Genomic DNA, 18,802 nt, shown 5'->3' on the forward strand with positions numbered 1-18,802 from the left:
TGACAGCCCGGATTCCGGACCGTACCGTAGCTCAGCTTATCCGGTTCAGTACGGCATCTTTCGATGCGGGAAGGTGCGGTGAAATCGTGAGCCGACAGGCACTCTACGACGGTTGGACAGTGCGAGCGGCCCCCGGAGCGCAGGTGCCCGAGGAGGTCGCCGGCCGGTCCGTGCCGGCGACCGTGCCGGGCTGCGTGCACACCGACCTGCTCGACGCCGGGCTGATCCCCGACCCCTACCTCGACGACAACGAGCGGGCGGTGGCCTGGATCGGGCGCACCGACTGGGTCTACCAGACCACAGTTGTCCACCGGGCGGGCGACGACGACCGAGTCGACCTGGTCTGCGCCGGCCTGGACACCGTCGCCACGCTCACAGTCAACGGTGTCGAGGTCGGCCGCACCGCGAACATGCACCGCGGCTACCGGTTCGACGTCCGACCGCTGCTGCGCGACGGGAACAACGACCTGGTCGTCACGTTCGACTCCGCGTACCGCTACGCCGAGGCCCAGCAGGAGCGGCTCGGCGACCGGCCGAACGCCTACCCGGAGCCGTTCCACTTCATCCGCAAGATGGCCTGCAACTTCGGCTGGGACTGGGGGCCGACAGTGGTCACCGCCGGCATCTGGCAGGAGATCAGCCTGCACGCCTGGTCGACCGCCCGGCTGGCCACCGTCCGTCCACTGGTCACCATGGACGGCCGCGACGGCCGGGTCGAGGTGCACGTCGAGGTCGAGCGGGTCGCGGACGTCCCGCTGACCGTCCGCGCCGCCGTGGCCGGCGTCCGCGCGGAGGTGGTCGTCCCGGCCGGGCAGCGCACGGCCGTGCTGACCCTCACCGTCCGCGAGCCCGCACTGTGGTGGCCCCGGGGGTACGGCGACCAGGCGCGTCACCCGATCGAGGTGACCCTGCACGCACCGGACGGCGACACCCTTGACAGCTGGTCGCACCGGATCGGCTTCCGCTCGGTACGACTGGACACCACACCCGACGAGCACGGCACCCCGTTCTCGTTGTCGGTCAATGACGTCCCGGTCTTCGTCCGCGGGGTCAACTGGATCCCGGACGACGCGTTCCCCACTCGGATCACCCGGGCCCGGCTGGCCGACCGGTTCGACCAGGCGGCTGCGGCCAACGTCAACCTGCTGCGGGTCTGGGGCGGCGGCCGGTACGAGTCGGCGGACTTCTACGACCTCGCCGACGAGCGCGGTCTCCTCGTCCAGCAGGACTTCCTCTTCGCCTGCGCCGCGTACCCGGAGGAGGAGCCGTTCGGCACCGAGGTGGCCGCCGAGGCCGCCGAGCAGGTGACCCGGCTCGCCCCGTACCCGTCGCTGGTGCTCTGGACCGGCAACAACGAGAACATCTGGGGCTGGCACGACTGGGACTGGCAGCCCGCCCTCGCCGGACGCACCTGGGGGCGCGGCTACTACCTCGACGTGCTGCCCCGGATCGTCGCCGAGCTGGACCCGACCCGCCCGTACTGGCCGGGCAGTCCCTGGTCGGGCACCGAGGCGATCCACCCCAACGACCCGGCGCACGGCACCACCCACATCTGGGACGTGTGGAACACCGACGACTACACCAAATACCGGGAGTACGTCCCGCGCTTCGTCGCCGAGTTCGGCTACCAGGCCCCACCCGCGTACGCCACGCTGCGCCGGGCGTTGAGCGACGAACCCCTGGCGCACGACTCACCGGGCATGGCGCACCACCAGAAGGCGGCCGGCGGTGACACCAAGCTCCAGCGGGGCCTCGACGCGCACCTGCCCGCCCCGGCCGACTTCGACGACTGGCACTACCTGACGCAGCTCAACCAGGCCCGGGCGATCCAGCTCGGGGTGGAGCACTTCCGCTCGCACCGGGGCGTCTGCGCGGGCACCATCGTCTGGCAGCTCAACGACTGCTGGCCGGTGACCTCCTGGTCGGCCGTCGACGGCGACGGCCGCCGCAAACCCCTGTGGTACGCGCTGCGCCACGCGTACGCCGACCGGCTCCTCACCGTGCAGCCCCGCGACGGCGGCCTGGCCCTGGTGGCGGTCAACGACGCGGGCACGCCCTGGCGGGCGTCGGCCTCGGTGACCCGGGTGACCCTCACCGGCGAGACTCGGGCGAAGACGACGATGGAGCTGGACGTCCCGGCGTACTCCTCGGTGGTGCTGGGGCTGCCGGCGGACCTGGCGCGGCCGGACGAGCGCCGGCGTGAGTTGCTGGTCGCGGAGGCCGGTGGCACCGCGGAGCGTGCCCTGTGGTTCTTCGCCGAGGACCGGGACGTGGACTGGCCGGCGGCGGCCTGGGACGCGAGGGTCGAGCCGGTCGACGGTGGGCAGCGGGTCCGGGTCACGGCCCGCACGGTGCTGCGCGACCTGACGCTGTTCGCCGATCGCCTCGACGACTCCGCCACTGTGGACACGGCCCTGGTCACCCTGTTGCCCGGCGAGTCGACGACCTTCACCGTGCAGGCGGCCGGGGTCCTGGACCCGGCGGCGCTCGTCGCCCGCCCGGTGCTGCGCTGCGTCAACGACCTGACGTCGAGCTAGCGTCGCCGGCCGGCAGTCGCCTCTCTCGGGGTCGATGCTCCGTTGAGCGCTATACCTCAGAGGCATATTCATACCTCTGAGGTATAGCGCTCGGGAGCGGACCGGGAGCCGACATCACGGTGGCTGACCGTCAGGTCACCCAACCTTGCTTCTGTCGCCTTCCGGATAGCACAGACCCAGGCGACCGGGCATGACCGGTTGAATGACAGGCATGCGAGGGATAAGCGGCACGGCCACGGCGAAGGCGCTCATCCTGGCGGCCATCCCCGTCGGTGCCGTCGGTTTCCTCGTCACGGACTGGTGGGCGATCGGCGCGATCGCCGCGAACCTCGTTCTGCTCGGCGGCGGCGGTGGCCTCTGGTGGTTGGCACTCCACCCCAGGCGACGCTTCTCGCGCCTGCGTCGGACCGGTATCTACCTCACTGTCGAGCCCCTGAAGGATCCGGACGACGACGGTGACTATGACGACGCTAGCGACGACTTCGGGGATCCCGAGCCGGTGGTGTTCGCGTCGCGTCGCGTTCGCAGGCATCAGTTGACGTTGTCGACGACGAGCCGGCTTCGCCGCTACGGCATGCGGCGGTCACTCACGGGCGAGCAGGCCGGTGGGGAGAACAACCTGATGATGATGGCGAGCACCCTGACCCAGATCCAGGGCGGTCTTCAGTCGGCCCAGCGAAGGGCCAGGCGTGAGCAGCTGTGGTGGTTGGTCGCGGGGCTCGCGGCGTCCATCCCGATCGGCGTCGCCATCAACCTCGCCACCGGTTAGCGACCAAGCCTGAATGGTGGGCCCGACCGCGCTTCAAGCGATGATCACGAAGGGGCTGACGTCCCATGATCGTGCTCGATCCATGAAGTAGTGGCCTCCCACGGTGGGGAGGCCACTACTTCCATGTTCGAGCACGATCATCGCCCCCCGGGGCACGATCATCACGCCCGGGGGCACGGTCATCACGGCCAGGGGCGCGAAAGGTCAGGCGCGGGCGGCGGCGAGCACCTGGCCGACCAGGGCGCCCGAGGTGCCGGAGCGCTCGTACTCCGGCCGGTTCAGGCTGCCGCCCATCAGCGGTGCCGGGTTGCGGTGTACGGCCGGGCTGTCCGAGCTGACCAGGGCGGCGAAGTGGTACTCGTCGGCGCCGGTCGCCTCGACGATCCGGGCGATGTTGCGGGGGGTGATTCCACCGCCCGGCATGATGACGATCCGGCCGGCGGCCCGGCGCACCAGGTCGGCGATGAGCGGAGCGCCCTCCAGCACGCTGACCTCCTGACCGGAGGTGAGCACGCGGTGCACGCCCAGCTCGATGAGCTGCTCCAGCGCCGCGTACGGGTCGCGGGTCATGTCGAACGCCCGGTGGAAGGTGATGCTGGCGTCGCCGGCGGCGGCGATCAGCCGGCGGGTGGTCGGCACGTCGACGTCACCCTCGGCGGTCAACGCGCCGATCACGATGCCGTGCGCGCCGGCGGCCACCGCGGCCCGCACATCCCGCTCCATGGCCTCGATTTCGAACGGCGAGTAGATGAAGTCGCCGGCCCGGGGGCGGACGATCACGTGTACCCGGATCCGGCTGACGGCGCGCAGGGTCGTCTCGATGGTGCCCAGGCTGGGGGTCAGCCCGCCGTCGAAGAGCGCGGAGCACAACTCCACCCGGTCGGCGCCGGCCTCCTCCGCGGCGACCGCCCCCTCGACGCTGTCGATGCAGATCTCGAATGTGTTCATGATTCTTCCTCTTCCGTGCGAGACGTGCGAGACGTACGAGACGATGCCGGGGTCCAGTCGATGACGGCCGTGACGGCGCCGACCGGTACGCCGCCGCCGAGCACCGGCACCTGGCGCAGCGCGTCGGCCCCACCCACCGGTACGCCCACGGCGTCGAGGGCGGCGAGGGCGATGGCGGTGGTGGCTCGGGGTGAACCGTCGATCGCCTTCACCGCCACCGCGTGACCGTCCGGTGTGGCCACCGCGAGCACGCCCTCGGCCCCGCCCTTGGCGAGGACGCCGGGCAGCGCCCGCATCAGGTCGGTGTTGGGGTGCCCGTGCCAGCCGCCGACGTACTCCGGGTGTTGGCGCATGGCCTGCGCGACCAGCGCCTCGTCGCTTCCGGCGGGCGCGGTGACCAACGCCTGGAAGGTGCGGGCCAGGCCGGTGAGCGGCAGGCCGAACAGCGGTGCGCCGCAGCCGTCGATCGCGTGGTGCGCGATCGGCGTGCCGGCCAGCCGGGCGACGGCGGCGGCGGTTTCCCGCTGCAGCGGGTGGTCGGGGTCGAGGTAGTCGTGAGTGCTCCAGGACCTGGCGACGCAGGCGACAAGCATCGCGGCGTGCTTGCCGGAGCAGTTCATCCGGATCCGGTCGCGCTGCCCGCCGGCGCGGATCAGCCGGTCCCGGGTCGGTTCGTCCTCCGGCCAGTCCACCGGGCAGCCGAGCGCGTCCTCGGTCAGGCCGGCCCCGGCCAGCATGGCCCGCACCACCTCGACGTGCCGGTCGTCGCCGGTGTGGCTGCCGGCGGCGAGGGCCAACGCCGGGCCGGTCAGCTCATCGCCCGCCGCGATCCGGCAGGCCAGTGCCTGCACCGGCTTGAGGGTGGAGCGGGGGAGCACCGGCTCGTCGGGTACGCCGGCGGCGAGGGCGACACTCCCGTCCGGGGCGAGCACCACGACGCTGCCGTAGTGCCGGCTCTCCACGAAGCCGTTGCGCACCACCCTTGCCAGTTCGGCGTAGCGGAAGATCGTCACCGGGGGGTGTTCCCTTCGAGAAGCGGCGGGGGCAGCTCCGCGGTCCGCCGTCCGCGCCGGCCGCCGAAGCGGCCGTTGCGAGCCTGGAGTACGCGGGCGAACTTCGACAGCGAGGCGTTGACCACCAGGTAGATCAGCGCCACCACCAGGAACGTCTGGACCAGCAGGTGGGTGTACGAGGAGAGCACCTGGCCGCTGTAGAGCAGCTCGGTGTAGCTGACCACGAAGCCGAGCGAGGTGTCCTTGAGCAGCCCGACCAGCTGGCTGACCAGGGACGGGGCGAGTTGGAGCAGCGCCTGCGGCAGGACCACCAGCGCCATCACCTGCCCACGACGCAGCCCGACCGCGAGACCGGCCTCGGTCTGCCCACGGTCGAGCGCCAGGATGCCGGACCGGAAGATCTCCGCGAACGCCGCCGAGTTGGAGACCACAAGCGGCACCACGAGCTTCCAGAACAGCGGGAAGTTCAGTCCGTACTGCGGCAGGGCGAACAGCGTCACGTAGATCAGCAGCAGGGTGGGTACGGTCCGGAAGATCTCCACGTACGCGCCGGCCAGCCAGCGCAGCGGTCGATGCGTCGACAGCCGGCCGAGCGCCAGCAGCAGACCGAGCGCGGAGCTGAGCACTGCGGTCGCGGCGGCGGCGCGCAGCGTGGCCCACAGGCCGTTGAGCAGGTACCGCCAGATGGGCCAGGTGGTGAAGGGCTCCCACCGGGCGGCGGCCAGCTCGCCGTGGCTGGCGAACTGGTAGACGGCCGCGACCAGGGCGCCGGCCAGGAGGATCGCGCCCAGCACGGTGGCGATCCGGATCCGCCGCTGGGCGCGGGGGCCGGGCTCGTCGAAGAGGATCTGTTGCGTCTTGTTCATCGGACGATTGCCAGCCTTCGTTCGAGCAGGCCGGTGACCTGACCGATGATCAGCGCCAGCAGCATGTAGGCGAGGCCCGCGCCGGTGAAGACGGCGATCGGTTGCGCCTCGACCAGGTTCACGTTGTTGGCCGCCTGGGTCAGCTCGACCACGCCGACGGCGGCGGCCAGCGAGGTGTTCATCAGCAGCGCGATGCAGATGTTGCCGATCGGCTGGATCACCGCCCGGAGTCCCTGCGGCAGGATCACGTGCCGCAGGGACTGGCCGAACGTGAGGCCGATGGCACGGGCAGCCTCGGCCTGGCCCACACCGACCGTGTTGATCCCGGCGCGGATCGCCTCGGCCAGGTACGCCCCCTCGTACACCGCGATGACGATCGCGGCGGAGGTGAACAGCGGGAACGTGATGCCGATGGTCGGCAGCGCGAACACGAAGAGCACCAGGAGCGCCAGCAGCGGCAGGTTCTGGAACACCTCGACGTACGCGGTGCCGATGGCGCGCAGCAGCGGGACGGGGGCGATCCGCAGGGTGGCCACGACGATGCCCAGCAGCATCGCGCCGAGGGTGGTCACGACGGTCAGTTCGACCGTCGTGACCAGGCCGTGGCCAAGCTGGCTCAGGTGGGCGGTGAGGGCTTCCATGGGTACGAGAGGCTGCTCAGGAGCCGTCGGCGGAACCGAGGGCGGGCGGCGTGGGCGCGCCACCCTCCACCACCGAGCCGAGGGTGCCCTCCCAGACCTTCGCCCACGTGCCGTCGGCCTGGATCTTCTTCAGCCAGTTGTTGACGAACTCCTTGAACTGCGCGTCCTCCTTGTTGAGGCCGATGCCGTACGCCTCGGTGGTGAACGGCTCGCCGACCACCTTCATCCCCGGGTTGGCCTTGGCGCCCGAGGCGAGCAGCGTGAAGTCCTGCACGTACGCGTCGCCGCGCTTCTGCAGCAGCGCCTGCAACGCCTGCGGGTCGGTGCCGAAGGCGATCTGCTTCGAGCCGGGCGCGGCGGAGGGCAGCGCGGTGACGGCCGGGGTGTTCGCCCCGACGATCACGGTCTTGCCGGCGAGGTCCTCGACGCTCTTGATCGAGGTGTCGTCCTTGCGGACCCCGACCGCGAGGCCGGAGGTGAGGTACGGCCCGGCGAAGGCGACCTGGGTGGCCCGCTGCGGGGTGATCGTGTACGTCTGGAAGACCGCGTCCACCGACTTGGCCTGGAGCATGGCCTCCCGGGTCTGGGTGCCGATGGTCGTCGTCTTCACCTCGGGCTTGCCGATGATGTACTTCGCCAGCAGCTTCGCCATGTCGGCGTCGAAGCCCTCGATGGTGCCGCTGACCGGGTTCTGCTGGGAGAGCAGCGGCGCGTCCAGGGATCCGCCGACGTTCAGGTAGCCGCGCTTGCGGATCGCCTCCATGGTGGAACCCGCCGGGATGTCCGCGTCGGTGGCGACCGGGGCGGCGTCGTACACCGACTGGGCGACCACGCCGTCGCCGCCCAGGCCGGGGTTGCCGGGCAGCGCCGGAGCGCCGCCACCGCTGTCGCCGCCGCAGCCGGCCGCGGCGAGGGTCACCGCCACCGCGGTGGCGGTGAGGGCGAGCGACCGCCGCCCGGTGAAGCTCATTTTGAGGATTGACATGACACCCTCCCGTTGGGGGCTAGTGCTGGAGGATCTTGGATAGGAAGTCGCGGGCCCGCTCGGTGCGCGGAGCTGCGAAGAAGTCGTCGGGGGCGCCGGATTCGACGATCCGGCCGTCGTCCATGAAGACCACCCGGTCGGCGGCGCGACGGGCGAAACCCATCTCGTGGGTCACCACGATCATGGTCATCCCCTCGGCGGCGAGGGAGACCATCACGTCGAGCACCTCGTTGACCATTTCCGGGTCGAGGGCCGAGGTCGGCTCGTCGAAGAGCAGCACCTTCGGCTGCATCGCCAGGGCCCGGGCTATCGCGGCCCGCTGCTGCTGCCCGCCGGAGAGTTGGGCCGGGTGGTGGTCCGCCTTGTCGGCGATGCCGACGCGCTCCAGCAGGGCCATCGCCTGCTGCCGCGCCTCGGGCCGAGGGATCCGGCGGACCCGGGTGGGGCCGAGGGTGATGTTGTCCAGCACCGTCTTGTGGCCGAAGAGGTTGAAGGACTGGAAGACCATGCCGACATCGGCGCGCAGCCGGGCCAGCGCCCGGCCCTCGGCGGGCAGCGGCTCGCCGTCGATCTCGATGCTGCCCTGCCCGGCGGTCTCCAGCCGGTTGAGGCAGCGGCACAGGGTCGACTTGCCGGAGCCGGAGGGCCCCACCACGACGACCACCTCGCCGGCGGCCACCGTGAGGTCGATGTCCTTGAGCACGTGCAGCGGACCGAACCACTTGTTCAGGCCGCGTACCGACACCATCGGTCGGTCCGCACCCGTCGTCTCCGGTGCCACCACGCGGCCTCACTTCCTTCGACTACAAAACTAAGTCAGCTTCATATCGAACCAACAGCGCCATCTAAAGGTAGCCAGCAAACTAAGTCAACCGGTTGCTTGAACAAACTCCGGGTGCTAAGAAGCTGACGTGACGATTGACGACGCGCCACGCGATGCCCTCCGGGGCGGCCCCCGGGAGCTACTGCGCTGGGTGGCCACCGGTGCGGCCGTCAGTCGGGCCGACCTGTCCCGGCTCTCCGGGCTGTCCCCCTCGACGGTTTCCCAACGGGTCGAGGCGCTGATCAGTCAGGGGCTGCTGGAGGAGACCGGCGCCGGGCGGTCCCGGGGTGGACGACGGCCCCGCCAACTCGCCGTACCCACCGGCGGCGCCGTGGTCGGCGCCATCGACCTCGGCGCACACCACGCCCGCGTCGGCGCGCTGGACCTCTCCGGCCGGGTGGTCCAGGCCCGCACCCTGCCGGTCCGCATCGAGGACGGCCCGGAGGTGGTGCTCGGCACGCTGCTCGCGGAGGTCGCCACGCTGGTGGGCGGCGATCGGGCGGCCTCGACCGGCGGCGCTGCGGCGGCCGACGGCTCGGCGACAGGTGCGCTCCGCGGCATCGGCATCGGTATTCCCGGCCCGGTGCAGCACGCCACCGGGCGGATCGTCAGCCCGTCGCGGATGCCCGGCTGGAACGGCTTCGACGTCGCCGCATTCTGCGCCGGTCGGGTCGACGTGCCGGTCATCGTGGACAACGACGCCAACCTGATGGCGCTCGGCGCGCACCGCACCGCGCACCCCGAGTTGGACCACGCCGTCTACATCAAGGCGGGCACCGGGATCGGCTCCGGTGTGATCTCCAGTGGACGGTTGCACCGGGGTGCGCAGGGCTCGGCCGGGGACATCAGCCACTGCCGGGTCGTGGCCGATCCCGCGCCACCGTGCACCTGTGGAAACGCCGGTTGCCTGGAGGCGGTCGCCAGCGGCGCCGCACTTGTCACCGCGCTGCGGGGTCAGGGCGTACCGGTCTCCGACCTGACCGGTGTGATCCGGCTGATCGACGACGGTGACCGGCAGGCCACCGCCCTCGCCCGGCAGGCCGGTCGCGCCGTCGGCGAGATCCTGGCCGTGGTGGTCAACTTCTTCAACCCGCAGGTGGTGGCCATCGGCGGTCGGCTCGCCGACTGCGAGCCGCTGCTGGCCAGCATGCGGGCCACCCTCTACGAGCGGTGCCTCCCGCTGGCCACCCAGACCCTGCTCATCGAACGGGTCGCCGCCGGCCAGGACGTCGGCATCACCGGTGCTGCCCACCTGGTGATCGACCACGTCGTAGCGGCCGCCTGACCTCGCTCAGCAGGCCGCGCCCAATCACGCACAGTGCTGCCTTTTTGACACGGCCTGTCGGACTTATGCTTCTTTGACGACATCCGGCCGCCGATCATCCTGACAATTTCCTTACCCCCAGTCACATAGCCTTCCGGTGTTTCCTCACTCACCCGTGATCGCTCCTGGAGGTTTCGACGTGCGGATCAACGGCCGGCTGCTCGTGCCGATCTCGTTGGCTGCGGTGCTGGCGACCGCCGCCTGTGGCCTGTCCACACCGGCTTCCGGGCAGGCCGATGTCCCCCGCACCGGCCCGAGTGCGCAGAGCTCAGCCCCGAGCCGCAGCAACACGCCGACCTCCAGCCCGACTCCGAAGATCCCGACCGACGTGCAGATCCCCACCCGGGCCGCCGGCACCTTCGCCACCGCCACCGGCACCGGTCGCGTGATCGGCAAGGGCAAGAAACGGGTCCGCTACAGCGTCTCGGTGGAGAAGGGCATCGCCTGGGGTGACATCCCCGCCTGGAAACCGGACCGGTTCGCCGCGAGCATCGAGCAGGTGTTGGCGGCACCGAACGGGTGGGCCACCTCGGCACAGCACCCGGTCACCAACGCCGCGGTGAACCTGACCCGGGCGTCGTGGTCCTTCCAACGGGTCGGCAGCTCCAGGGTCGACGTCGACGTGCGGCTCGCGACACCGAGGACAGTGGACCGACTCTGCGGCGCGAGCGGCGTCGACACCGAGGGCGTCTACTCCTGCAAGTACGGCAAGACGATCATGATCAATCTGCGACGTTGGCTCCAGGGTTCACCGGGATACCCGGTCAGCATCGACGAGTACCACGCCGGCGTGATCAACCACGAGTTCGGCCACTTCCTCGGCTTCGCCCACATGAAGTGTGGCGGGCGCGGCAAGCCGGCCCCGGTCATGATGACCCAGACGATCGACCTGGGCGGGTGCGTGCCCAACGTCAGTCCGTTCGTCGGCAACGGCCAGTTCGTCAGTGGACCGTGGGCACCGTCCTGACCCGCCACTCCCCGACGCTCTCGGCCGCCGACCCCCGCGCCGTCCCGGCGTGATCGACACGGGATCCCTGACAACGCGGTGTCCGGATCGGCTCGACACCCCGGTATCAGTGATCCCGTGTCGATCAGGAGAGCAGGGCTGGACGTACCCGGGGCCCTACTCGTCACATGGCCCCGGTCAGCCTGGGCGAGAATGATGAGGAGGTCGACCCCGGCGAGGTGAGGATCTGAGGTATGGGCAGCCCTTCGGAAGCGGAATCCGCCGCGGGTGGTGTCTCCCGGCTCGCCGATCAGCTCCGGCGTTTCGCCGAGGAGCGCGAGTGGCAGCAGTTCCACACACCGAAGAACCTGGCGATGGCGCTCTCCGGTGAGGTCGGCGAACTGCTGGCAGAGCTCCAGTGGCTCACGCCCGAGCAGGCCGCCCAGGTGATGACGGATCCGCAAGCAGGTGCACGGGTGCGCGCCGAGATTGGCGACGTCATGATCTATCTGGTGCGGCTCGCCGACGTCCTCGACATCGACCTCGTGGAGGCGGCGGTCGACAAACTGGCGGACTCAGCCCGGCGCTACCCGGTGGAAAGCGCCAGGGGCTCCGCAGCGAAGGCGCCACGGTCGTAGCCGTCGGTTGATCTTCTCGTTACAGTCGTGGCAGTAAGGCGGTCCGACGGGCTTCCGGTGCACGGATATGCCCCCCATCCGCACGATCTCTTCGTGCTGCCCGGGGGCACCTGTCGATGTCGGCGTTCCGTACGTCCGCTGCTGGTCTTTTGCGTCTCGCAACCGATGGCACCCTGGTTGAGGTGCTGACCGAGCGATCCCGCCACGGCGGTCATGGGGTGAGCCCCGCAGAGAAGCGGGCCTGGGCGCGTAGCCTCCCGGTGCTCGCTCAGGATCTCGCTGACGCGGGCCTGACCGAGGTCGAGGTGCTCGTTGAGTATCAGCTTCCGTTGACCAGCCGACGCGTCGACGCGGTGCTGGCCGGTGTCGATCCACGTACCGGAGACGACTCCTACCTCGTCGTTGAACTCAAACAGTGGTCCTATGCCACGGCCTTCGAGGAATCGGAAACTCTCGTCGCTGTCGAGCAGGTCCACGGCCCGCGCCTGCATCCCGGTGTCCAGGTACAGGACTACTGTCGCTACCTCAACGACTTTCTGGGCGTACTCGGCCGCGATCAGAAGCTGTTGAGGGGTGCCGCCTACCTGCACAACGCCGTGGACCGTGACGTTGCCGACCTGCTCGACCGAGCGTCCAGCGAGCAGAGCCGGATCTTTACCGGGCAGCGTCGGGGGCAGTGGCTTGATTACCTGCGGAGCCGGTTTGCACCCGCTTCGGGAGCAGGCCCAGCGGACCGGTTCCTGACCAGCACCGTGCGCCCCAGCCGGCATCTGCTGAAGTACGCCGCTGCCGAGCTGAAGGAACGCTCGCACTTCATCCTGCTCGATGAGCAGCATGTGGCGTACGAGATGGTCATGCACGCTATCGCGCGGGCCCGGACGGCGAACCACAAGCGCGCGGTGGTGGTCGCGGGCGGGCCGGGTAGCGGCAAGAGCGTCATAGCACTCTCGGTCCTCGGGGAGTTGGCCCGCCAGAACAGGTCGGTGCTGCACGCCACCGGCTCACGATCCTTCACCCAGACGCTGCGTCGCTATGCCGGGAGGGGATCGACCCGGCTGCAGAGCCTCTTCAAGTATTTCAACAGCTTCATGGACGCCGAGCCGAACGACATCGAAGTGCTGATCTGCGACGAGGCACACCGGGTACGGGAGAATTCGGTCAACCGTTACACGCCCAAGGCGCGCCGGGATGTCGCCCGTCCGCAACTGGAGGAACTCATCTCGCTCGCCCGAGTGCCGGTCTTTCTGCTCGACGAGCATCAGGTGGTGAAGCCAGGCGAGCTGGGCAGCGTTGAGGTCATCTCCGCCTTCGCGGAGAAGCTCGGTGTCGAGGTCGACGTCGTCTCACTGCACGATCAGTTCCGCTGCGGGGGCAGTGAGGCGTACGAGGAGTGGGTTCTCGACCTGCTCGGCTTGGACGGAGGTGAGCCTTCCGTCTGGGTGGGCGACGGCCGGTTCGACGTGCGGGTCGCCGAGTCCCCAGAGGAATTGGAGGCGTACCTTGCCGAGCGGCAGGCAGCCAGTGGCACGGCCAGGATGTCGGCCGGCTACTGCTGGCCCTGGAGTGATCCGAGACCTGACGGCACGTTGGTGCCGGACGTGAGGATCGGCGACTGGGCTCGACCGTGGAACGTCCGGAGCGAACGAAGTGTCGGCGAGGCGCCGGGAAGCGCGTTCTGGGCCACCGACCCGAACGGCTTCGGTCAGGTAGGTTGCGTCTACACCGCGCAGGGGTTCGAGTACGACTGGTCGGGGGTCATCATCGGCCCCGATCTGGTGGCGAGGGACGGCCGGCTCGTGACCCGCCGCGAAGAGTCGAAGGACTCGTCGATTCGCAGCCGCAAATCCGTCGGCGACGGGGAAGTGGACCGCTTGATTCGCAACACCTACAAGGTGTTGCTGACCCGGGGCATGCGCGGCACGGTCCTGTATGCGACCGACCCGGAGACGCGGGAGTACCTGCGTGATCTGGTGCGGGTCCGGCGTACGCCGGAGGTCAGGTTTGAGGCCGAAGCCGGGTAGCGACAGCCGAACAGTGCCGATACTGTGACCGTCAGTTCAGCGGATCGACGGGCTTCCTGCGAAGGACACGCCCCCACCGCACGAGATCTTCGTGCCTCGGGGGCCTGTCAGTGCTGGCGTTTCAGACCACACCGGCTCAGATCGTCGCGCTGTATGACGACAAGCGACTGGACGACGAGCTGGCGGCCTATCTCACCGGCTCCGGATACAAGGTGAACGAGCCCGAGCGGCGCTCCTGGCGAAACAGCTTGCCAGCCCTTGCCCGGCACCTGTGTGCGCTGGGATACAGCGATCTCGACGCGCTCGTGGAGTACCAACTTCCTCGCAGTAGCCGGCGGATCGACGTCATCCTCGCCGGAGCCGACCCCCTGACGATGCGGGCGACGTACCTCATAGTGGAACTGAAGCAGTGGAGCGAGGCGTCGCGGTATGACGACGACGGAAGCGTGCTGAGTGTCACTCACCTCGACCAGCCACAATTGCATCCCGCGTTGCAGGTGGAGGCATACTGCGCGTACCTCGTGGACTACGTCGAGAAGGTGCGGGAGTGGCCCGACGCCGTCCACGGCATGGCCTACCTGCACAACGCTAAGCGCGACCGCATTCCCGACCTGATGCGAAAACGCAGCTATCAGAGCATGGTGTGGACCCCGGATAAGGCCGCGCAGTTCCAGTCCTATTTCGAGCGTAGGTTCGATCGAGTGCGGCACCCGCGGGCGGCCCTTCAGTTGCTGACCAGCCCAGTTCGGCAGAGCACGCAGTTGCTGTCCCTCGCGGCGGACGAGGTGACCAACCGGGCGCATTTTCCGCTGTTGGATGAGCAGCGCGCCGCATACGAACTGGTACTGCAAGGGGTGCGTTGGGCCGAGGCCGGTCGTCGCAAGCGTGTCGTGGTCATCTCGGGAGGACCGGGCAGCGGCAAGAGCGCGATCGGGCTCAACCTGCTTGCCGAACTGGCCCGCGAGGAACGGCAGATTGCCCACGCCACCGGTTCGCGGGCATTTACCCGGACCCTCCAGCAGTACGCGCGGCGTCAACCCGCGGACCCTGTGCAGCGGACCAGACCGTTGTTCAACTACTTCATGGACTTCATGGATGCCACTCCCGACAAGCTCGACGTGCTCATTTGCGACGAGGCGCACCGGATTCGTGAACGGTCGACCAAAGGGTCGCGGCAGGGCAGCAAGCCCCAGGTGCAGGAGCTGATCGAGGCCGCCAAGGTGCCGGTCTTCCTGCTCGATGACAACCAGGTCGTACGTCCCGACGAGGTGGGCAGCGTAGACACGATCACGGAGGCGGCAGGTCAGTTGGATCTGGAGGTCGACCGGATCGAGTTAGGCGCGCAGTTCCGCTGCGGCGGTAGCCCACGCTACGAACGGTGGGTGCTGCACCTGTTGGGATTGGCCCGCGCGGCTCCGTACCGCTGGAAGGGCGACGAACGGTTCCGGCTCGCCCTGGTGGATTCTCCCGAGGAGATGGAGACGATCCTGCGGGGATGCCAAGATCGAGGGGAGACGGCGAGGATCTCGGCTGGGTTCTGTTGGCCATGGACACATCGGGCGCAGAACGGCCGGCTCGTGCCCGACGTCCGCATCGAGTCCTGGGCAAGGCCGTGGAACGCGTACGACGACTACCCGCCCAAAGGAATTCCGACCAGCGCCTACTGGGCCACGGATCCGCGTGGGTTCGGGCAGATCGGCTGTATCTACACCGCCCAGGGGTTCGAGTACAACTGGTCTGGCGTCATCATCGGCAAGGATCTCGTCGTGCGCGACGGCCGATTCGTCTCCGATCCGAGAAAGTCCTGCGACCCGGCGATCGTGAATCGCGAGGGCAGGGTCATCGCCAGGAACGCGGACCGGCTGATCCGAAACACGTACAAGGTGCTGCTCACCAGGGGGCTACGAGGCACGCTTCTGTTCGCGGATGACCCGGAGACCCAGGACTTCCTGTCGCGGCTGATCCCGGCACCGCACAGGCCCGGTCGATTGATTGCCCCCGGCGTGCAGCGGATCGATTCGGTCGGAGCTGACAGCCCGACGAACCCTCACGTAGGCACTGCGGCCACCCCTGCCGAACGCTCGGAGACCGGTCCGGTTTCCGGGCTCTGACGAACGCGATCCTGGCCACCGATTCCGCGCCACCCGGGCGCGATCAGCACGGGATCCTTGACAACGCGGCATCGGGGTGGGCTCGACACCCCGGTATCACCGATCCCGTCTCGATCAAGGGGGGCGCTGTGTGGGCTGCCGGCTGCGGAGACGGCGCTGCCCGGCCGGGCGAAATCTCCGCGCCAGCCGGGCAGCCACTCCGGGTCCGATCAGGCGCCGCTGGTCGTACCCTCCAGACCCTTCAGGGCCTTCAGGTCCTCCAGCATCTTGGCGAAGTCGAGGGTCTCCGCCGTCGGCGGCGTCTCGATGGTCACCGCCTTGCCGTAGTCGGTGTAGTCCATCACCAGGTCACCCAGCGGGCCCATCTTCAGGGCCGCCCGGCGGGGCCGGTACTGCTCGTCGACCCACAGGTCGGTGGTGATGTCCTTGACGCCCATCTTGGTCATCTGCTGCTCGACGCCCGCCCGCAGCTTCGCGTCGAGCTGCGCGAGGTAGGTCGCCATCGGCGTGGTGACGGTGTAGTGGACGGTGGCCGTCCCGTCCACCGTCTCCTGCCCGACCACCTTCGTGCCCTCGGTGGCGAGCAGCGTCTTGACCTGCTTGGTCGGGTCGATGTCCTCGAACTGCTTGCCGAAGTTCATCCCGGCCTGCTTGCCGGCGGCGCCCAGGTCCATCTTCATCCAGCGCTTGCCGTCCATCTCCGCGCGGTCCTCCGCCGGAATCTCGACGTAGATGACCACGCCGACCATCCGGACGACCGTCGCGGCGCCCTTCGCGTCCGTCGTCGTCATCTCGGCCTTGACCGGGTCGCCAAGGTCCAGGACGCCCTTCATCGAGACCTTCTCGCCGCCCGCCGTGCCCGACATCGTCACGGTCACCGAGTCGCTCTTGTCGGTGGCCTCGGCGGTCTTCTGCAGCGACCCCTTCAGGTCACTGGCCAGCAGCTCCAGGACGCCGGGCTGCTTCGGCGACTCGGATCCGCCGGACGTGGTGCCGCATGCGGAGACAGCGAGCGCGGTGAGCGCCGAAACCGCAACCGCCGCGGACTTCTTCCAAAATGACACGCACACGCCTCTTCCCCCGTCGACATCCGGGGTTTCTCCCCGGATAGACCGACGACACGCTAGCCCACCGGGCCGACATGGGAGGGCCGCTTTCCCGCCGGGCGCATGGAGATCGTTGATATCGGGGTGTCCCGTGGGCCGAGGACACCCCGATATCAACGATCCCTTGTGGAAGGGGCTGACGACTACTCCGGGACGCGGCGGTAGGCGCCGTCGCTGGCCGAGGTGGCCATCGAGGCGTACGCGCGCAGCGCCGCCGACACCGGGCGCTGCCGGTCGGTCGGGGTGTACGGCTTGTCGCGCTTCTCCTCGGCCACCCGTCGCGCCTCCAGTTCCTCGGCGGGCACGTTCAGCTCGATCGACCGGTTCGGGATGTCGATGACGACCTCGTCGCCGTCGCGGACCAGGGCGATCAGCCCGCCGGAGGCCGCCTCGGGGGAGACGTGCCCGATGGAGAGCCCGGAGGTGCCACCGGAGAAACGGCCGTCGGTGAGCAGCGCACAGGAGCGGCCCAGCCCACGTCCCTTGAGGAACGAGGTGGGGTAGAGCATCTCCTGCATGCCGGGGCCGCCCTTGGGCCCCTCGTACCGGATCACCACGACGTCCCCGGCGACCACCTGCTTGGCGAGGATCGCGGTCACCGCGTCGTCCTGCGACTCGTAGACCTTCGCCGGGCCTCGGAAGGTCAGGCAGTCGTCCGGCACGCCGGCGGTCTTCACCACACTGCCCTCGGGCGCCAGGTTGCCGTGCAGGATGGCCAACCCACCGTCGGCGGAGTACGCGTGCTCGCGGTCCCGGATACAGCCGCCGGCCGCGTCGGTGTCCAGCGACGACCACCGGTTGGTGGTGGAGAACGGCTCGACGGTACGCACGCCGCCGGGAGCCGCGTGGAACAGCTCGACGGCAGTCGGGGTGGGGGAGCCACCGCGCACGTCCCAGTCGGTCAGCCACTGCGCCAGCGAGGGGGAGTGCACGGCGTGCACGTCCCGGTTGAGCTGCCCGGCCCGGTCCAGTTCGCCGAGGATCGCCGGGATGCCGCCGGCCCGGTGCACGTCCTCCATGTGGTAGTTCGGGGAGTTCGGCGCGACCTTGGCCAGGCACGGCACCCGCCGGGAGATCGCGTCGATGTCGCTGACGCCGAAGTCCATCTCCGCCTCGCGGGCGGCGGCGAGCAGGTGCAGCACCGTGTTGGTGGAACCGCCCATCGCCACGTCCAGGGCGACCGCGTTCTCGAAGGCGGCCTTGGAGGCGACGATGCGCGGCAGCACCGAGTCGTCGTCGCCGTCGTACCACCGCTTGGAGATCTCCACGACGGTCCGGCCGGCCTCGACGAAGAGTGACCGGCGGGCGGCGTGGGTGGCCAGCGTGGAACCGTTGCCGGGCAGTGCGAGCCCGATCGCCTCGGTGAGGCAGTTCATCGAGTTGGCGGTGAACATGCCGGAGCAGGAGCCGCAGGTCGGGCAGGCGGAGCGTTCGATCTCACCGAGCTGTTCGTCGGTGACCGCCTCGTTGGAGGAGGCGATCATCGCATCGATCAGGTCGATCTTGCTGTGCACGACGCCCTCGATCGCCATCGTCTTGCCGGCCTCCATCGGGCCGCCGGAGACGAAGACGGTCGGGATGTTGAGCCGCAACGCGGCCAGCAGCATCCCGGGGGTGATCTTGTCGCAGTTGGAGATGCACACCAGGGCGTCCGCGCAGTGCGCGTTGACCATGTACTCGACCGCGTCGGCGATCAGCTCACGGCTGGGCAGCGAGTAGAGCATGCCGCCGTGGCCCATCGCGATGCCGTCGTCGACAGCGATGGTGTTGAACTCCCGGCCCACCCCACCGGCCTCGGCGACCGCGTCGGCGACCAGGCCACCCATGTCCTTGAGGTGTACGTGACCAGGCACGAACTGGGTGAAACTGTTGGCGATGGCGACGATCGGCTTGCCGAAATCGTCGTCGGTCATCCCGGTGGCCCGCCAGAGGGCCCGGGCGCCGGCCATCGTCCGACCGTGTGTGGAGGTCCTCGACCGCAGCTCAGGCATACACACCAGCATGACACCGTCGGCGCGCCGGCCCACCCGGGTATCTGCCGTGTCCCAACAGATGCACACTCAGCCCCCCAGAA

General features: G+C 69.3%; 15 protein-coding genes. 7 read left to right on the plus strand and 8 right to left on the minus strand.

The features are described 5' to 3' along the window. Window positions 1-86: 86 nt before the first annotated feature. Together ACFYL6_RS05645 and ACFYL6_RS05650 are read left to right on the plus strand one after the other, a co-directional pair. Window positions 87-2,537, plus strand: a complete 2,451-nt coding sequence (locus ACFYL6_RS05645) for a glycoside hydrolase family 2 protein (protein ID WP_387167910.1) — start codon at window positions 87-89, stop codon at window positions 2,535-2,537. 211 nt (window positions 2,538-2,748) lie between these two features. Then, window positions 2,749-3,306 (plus strand): hypothetical protein, encoded by a 558-nt coding sequence (locus tag ACFYL6_RS05650; RefSeq protein ID WP_387167913.1) that lies wholly within the window; start codon window positions 2,749-2,751, stop codon window positions 3,304-3,306. Window positions 3,307-3,510: 204 nt separating this feature from the next. Here ACFYL6_RS05650 and ACFYL6_RS05655 read toward each other — a convergent pair whose 3' ends face one another. Genes ACFYL6_RS05655 through ACFYL6_RS05680 form a run of 6 tightly spaced genes read right to left on the minus strand, consistent with a single transcriptional unit; the run spans window position 3,511 to window position 8,507 of the window. Continuing rightward, window positions 3,511-4,254, minus strand: coding sequence for a copper homeostasis protein CutC (locus tag ACFYL6_RS05655; RefSeq protein WP_387167916.1), 744 nt, complete (start codon window positions 4,252-4,254; stop codon window positions 3,511-3,513). Then, complete coding sequence (locus tag ACFYL6_RS05660; RefSeq protein WP_387167919.1) at window positions 4,251-5,267, minus strand: asparaginase; 1,017 nt, start codon at window positions 5,265-5,267, stop codon at window positions 4,251-4,253. Before ACFYL6_RS05660 ends, ACFYL6_RS05655 begins: the two co-directional genes overlap by 4 nt. Further along, window positions 5,264-6,133 carry an amino acid ABC transporter permease gene (locus tag ACFYL6_RS05665; RefSeq protein ID WP_387167922.1) on the minus strand — a complete coding sequence of 290 codons (870 nt, stop codon included), beginning with the start codon at window positions 6,131-6,133 and terminating at the stop codon, window positions 5,264-5,266. Before ACFYL6_RS05665 ends, ACFYL6_RS05660 begins: the two co-directional genes overlap by 4 nt. Further along, entirely contained in the window at window positions 6,130-6,774 is a 645-nt protein-coding gene (locus tag ACFYL6_RS05670) for an amino acid ABC transporter permease (protein WP_387167925.1), read from the minus strand. Before ACFYL6_RS05670 ends, ACFYL6_RS05665 begins: the two co-directional genes overlap by 4 nt. A 16-nt stretch (window positions 6,775-6,790) precedes the next feature. Then, window positions 6,791-7,759: a glutamate ABC transporter substrate-binding protein gene (locus ACFYL6_RS05675; protein WP_387167928.1), complete on the minus strand. Its 969-nt coding sequence runs from the start codon at window positions 7,757-7,759 to the stop codon at window positions 6,791-6,793. A gap of 19 nt (window positions 7,760-7,778) precedes the next feature. Next, window positions 7,779-8,507, minus strand: coding sequence for an amino acid ABC transporter ATP-binding protein (locus ACFYL6_RS05680; RefSeq protein WP_238657928.1), 729 nt, complete (start codon window positions 8,505-8,507; stop codon window positions 7,779-7,781). A 163-nt stretch (window positions 8,508-8,670) separates the two neighbouring features. Here ACFYL6_RS05680 and ACFYL6_RS05685 point away from each other — a divergent pair, with 163 nt between their 5' ends. From ACFYL6_RS05685 to ACFYL6_RS05705, 5 genes are all read left to right on the plus strand, one after another. Continuing rightward, window positions 8,671-9,867 carry an ROK family transcriptional regulator gene (locus ACFYL6_RS05685; RefSeq protein WP_387167931.1) on the plus strand — a complete coding sequence of 399 codons (1,197 nt, stop codon included), beginning with the start codon at window positions 8,671-8,673 and terminating at the stop codon, window positions 9,865-9,867. Window positions 9,868-10,045: 178 nt separating this feature from the next. Next, window positions 10,046-10,873 (plus strand): DUF3152 domain-containing protein, encoded by an 828-nt coding sequence (locus tag ACFYL6_RS05690; RefSeq protein WP_387167934.1) that lies wholly within the window; start codon window positions 10,046-10,048, stop codon window positions 10,871-10,873. A 233-nt stretch (window positions 10,874-11,106) separates the two neighbouring features. Continuing rightward, complete coding sequence (locus ACFYL6_RS05695) at window positions 11,107-11,490, plus strand: nucleotide pyrophosphohydrolase (RefSeq protein WP_387167937.1); 384 nt, start codon at window positions 11,107-11,109, stop codon at window positions 11,488-11,490. Window positions 11,491-11,672: 182 nt separating this feature from the next. After that, window positions 11,673-13,511: a DNA/RNA helicase domain-containing protein gene (locus tag ACFYL6_RS05700; protein ID WP_387167941.1), complete on the plus strand. Its 1,839-nt coding sequence runs from the start codon at window positions 11,673-11,675 to the stop codon at window positions 13,509-13,511. 110 nt (window positions 13,512-13,621) lie between these two features. Next, entirely contained in the window at window positions 13,622-15,622 is a 2,001-nt protein-coding gene (locus ACFYL6_RS05705) for a DNA/RNA helicase domain-containing protein (protein WP_387167944.1), read from the plus strand. Between the two features lie 209 nt (window positions 15,623-15,831). Here ACFYL6_RS05705 and ACFYL6_RS05710 read toward each other — a convergent pair whose 3' ends face one another. Beyond that, window positions 15,832-16,686, minus strand: a complete 855-nt coding sequence (locus ACFYL6_RS05710) for a hypothetical protein (RefSeq protein WP_387167947.1) — start codon at window positions 16,684-16,686, stop codon at window positions 15,832-15,834. Between the two features lie 185 nt (window positions 16,687-16,871). Further along, entirely contained in the window at window positions 16,872-18,719 is a 1,848-nt protein-coding gene (gene ilvD / locus ACFYL6_RS05715; protein ID WP_387167950.1) for a dihydroxy-acid dehydratase, read from the minus strand. Window positions 18,720-18,802 lie beyond the last annotated feature (83 nt).

The sequence above is a fragment of the Micromonospora sp. NPDC007208 genome, assembly GCF_042869175.1.
Taxonomy (GTDB): domain Bacteria; phylum Actinomycetota; class Actinomycetes; order Mycobacteriales; family Micromonosporaceae; genus Micromonospora; species Micromonospora foliorum.

Bases quoted from the DNA above. Each gene is read 5' to 3' on its own strand.
- ACFYL6_RS05670 (WP_387167925.1), bottom strand. From the start codon at position 6,774: ATGGAAGCCCTCACCGCCCACCTGAGCCAGCTTGGCCACGGCCTGGTC.
- ACFYL6_RS05650 (WP_387167913.1), top strand. From the start codon at position 2,749: ATGCGAGGGATAAGCGGCACGGCCACGGCGAAGGCGCTCATCCTGGCG.
- ACFYL6_RS05675 (WP_387167928.1), bottom strand. From the start codon at position 7,759: ATGTCAATCCTCAAAATGAGCTTCACCGGGCGGCGGTCGCTCGCCCTC.
- ACFYL6_RS05655 (WP_387167916.1), bottom strand. From the start codon at position 4,254: ATGAACACATTCGAGATCTGCATCGACAGCGTCGAGGGGGCGGTCGCC.
- ACFYL6_RS05665 (WP_387167922.1), bottom strand. From the start codon at position 6,133: ATGAACAAGACGCAACAGATCCTCTTCGACGAGCCCGGCCCCCGCGCC.
- ilvD (WP_387167950.1), bottom strand. From the start codon at position 18,719: ATGCCTGAGCTGCGGTCGAGGACCTCCACACACGGTCGGACGATGGCC.
- ACFYL6_RS05695 (WP_387167937.1), top strand. From the start codon at position 11,107: ATGGGCAGCCCTTCGGAAGCGGAATCCGCCGCGGGTGGTGTCTCCCGG.
- ACFYL6_RS05680 (WP_238657928.1), bottom strand. From the start codon at position 8,507: ATGGTGTCGGTACGCGGCCTGAACAAGTGGTTCGGTCCGCTGCACGTG.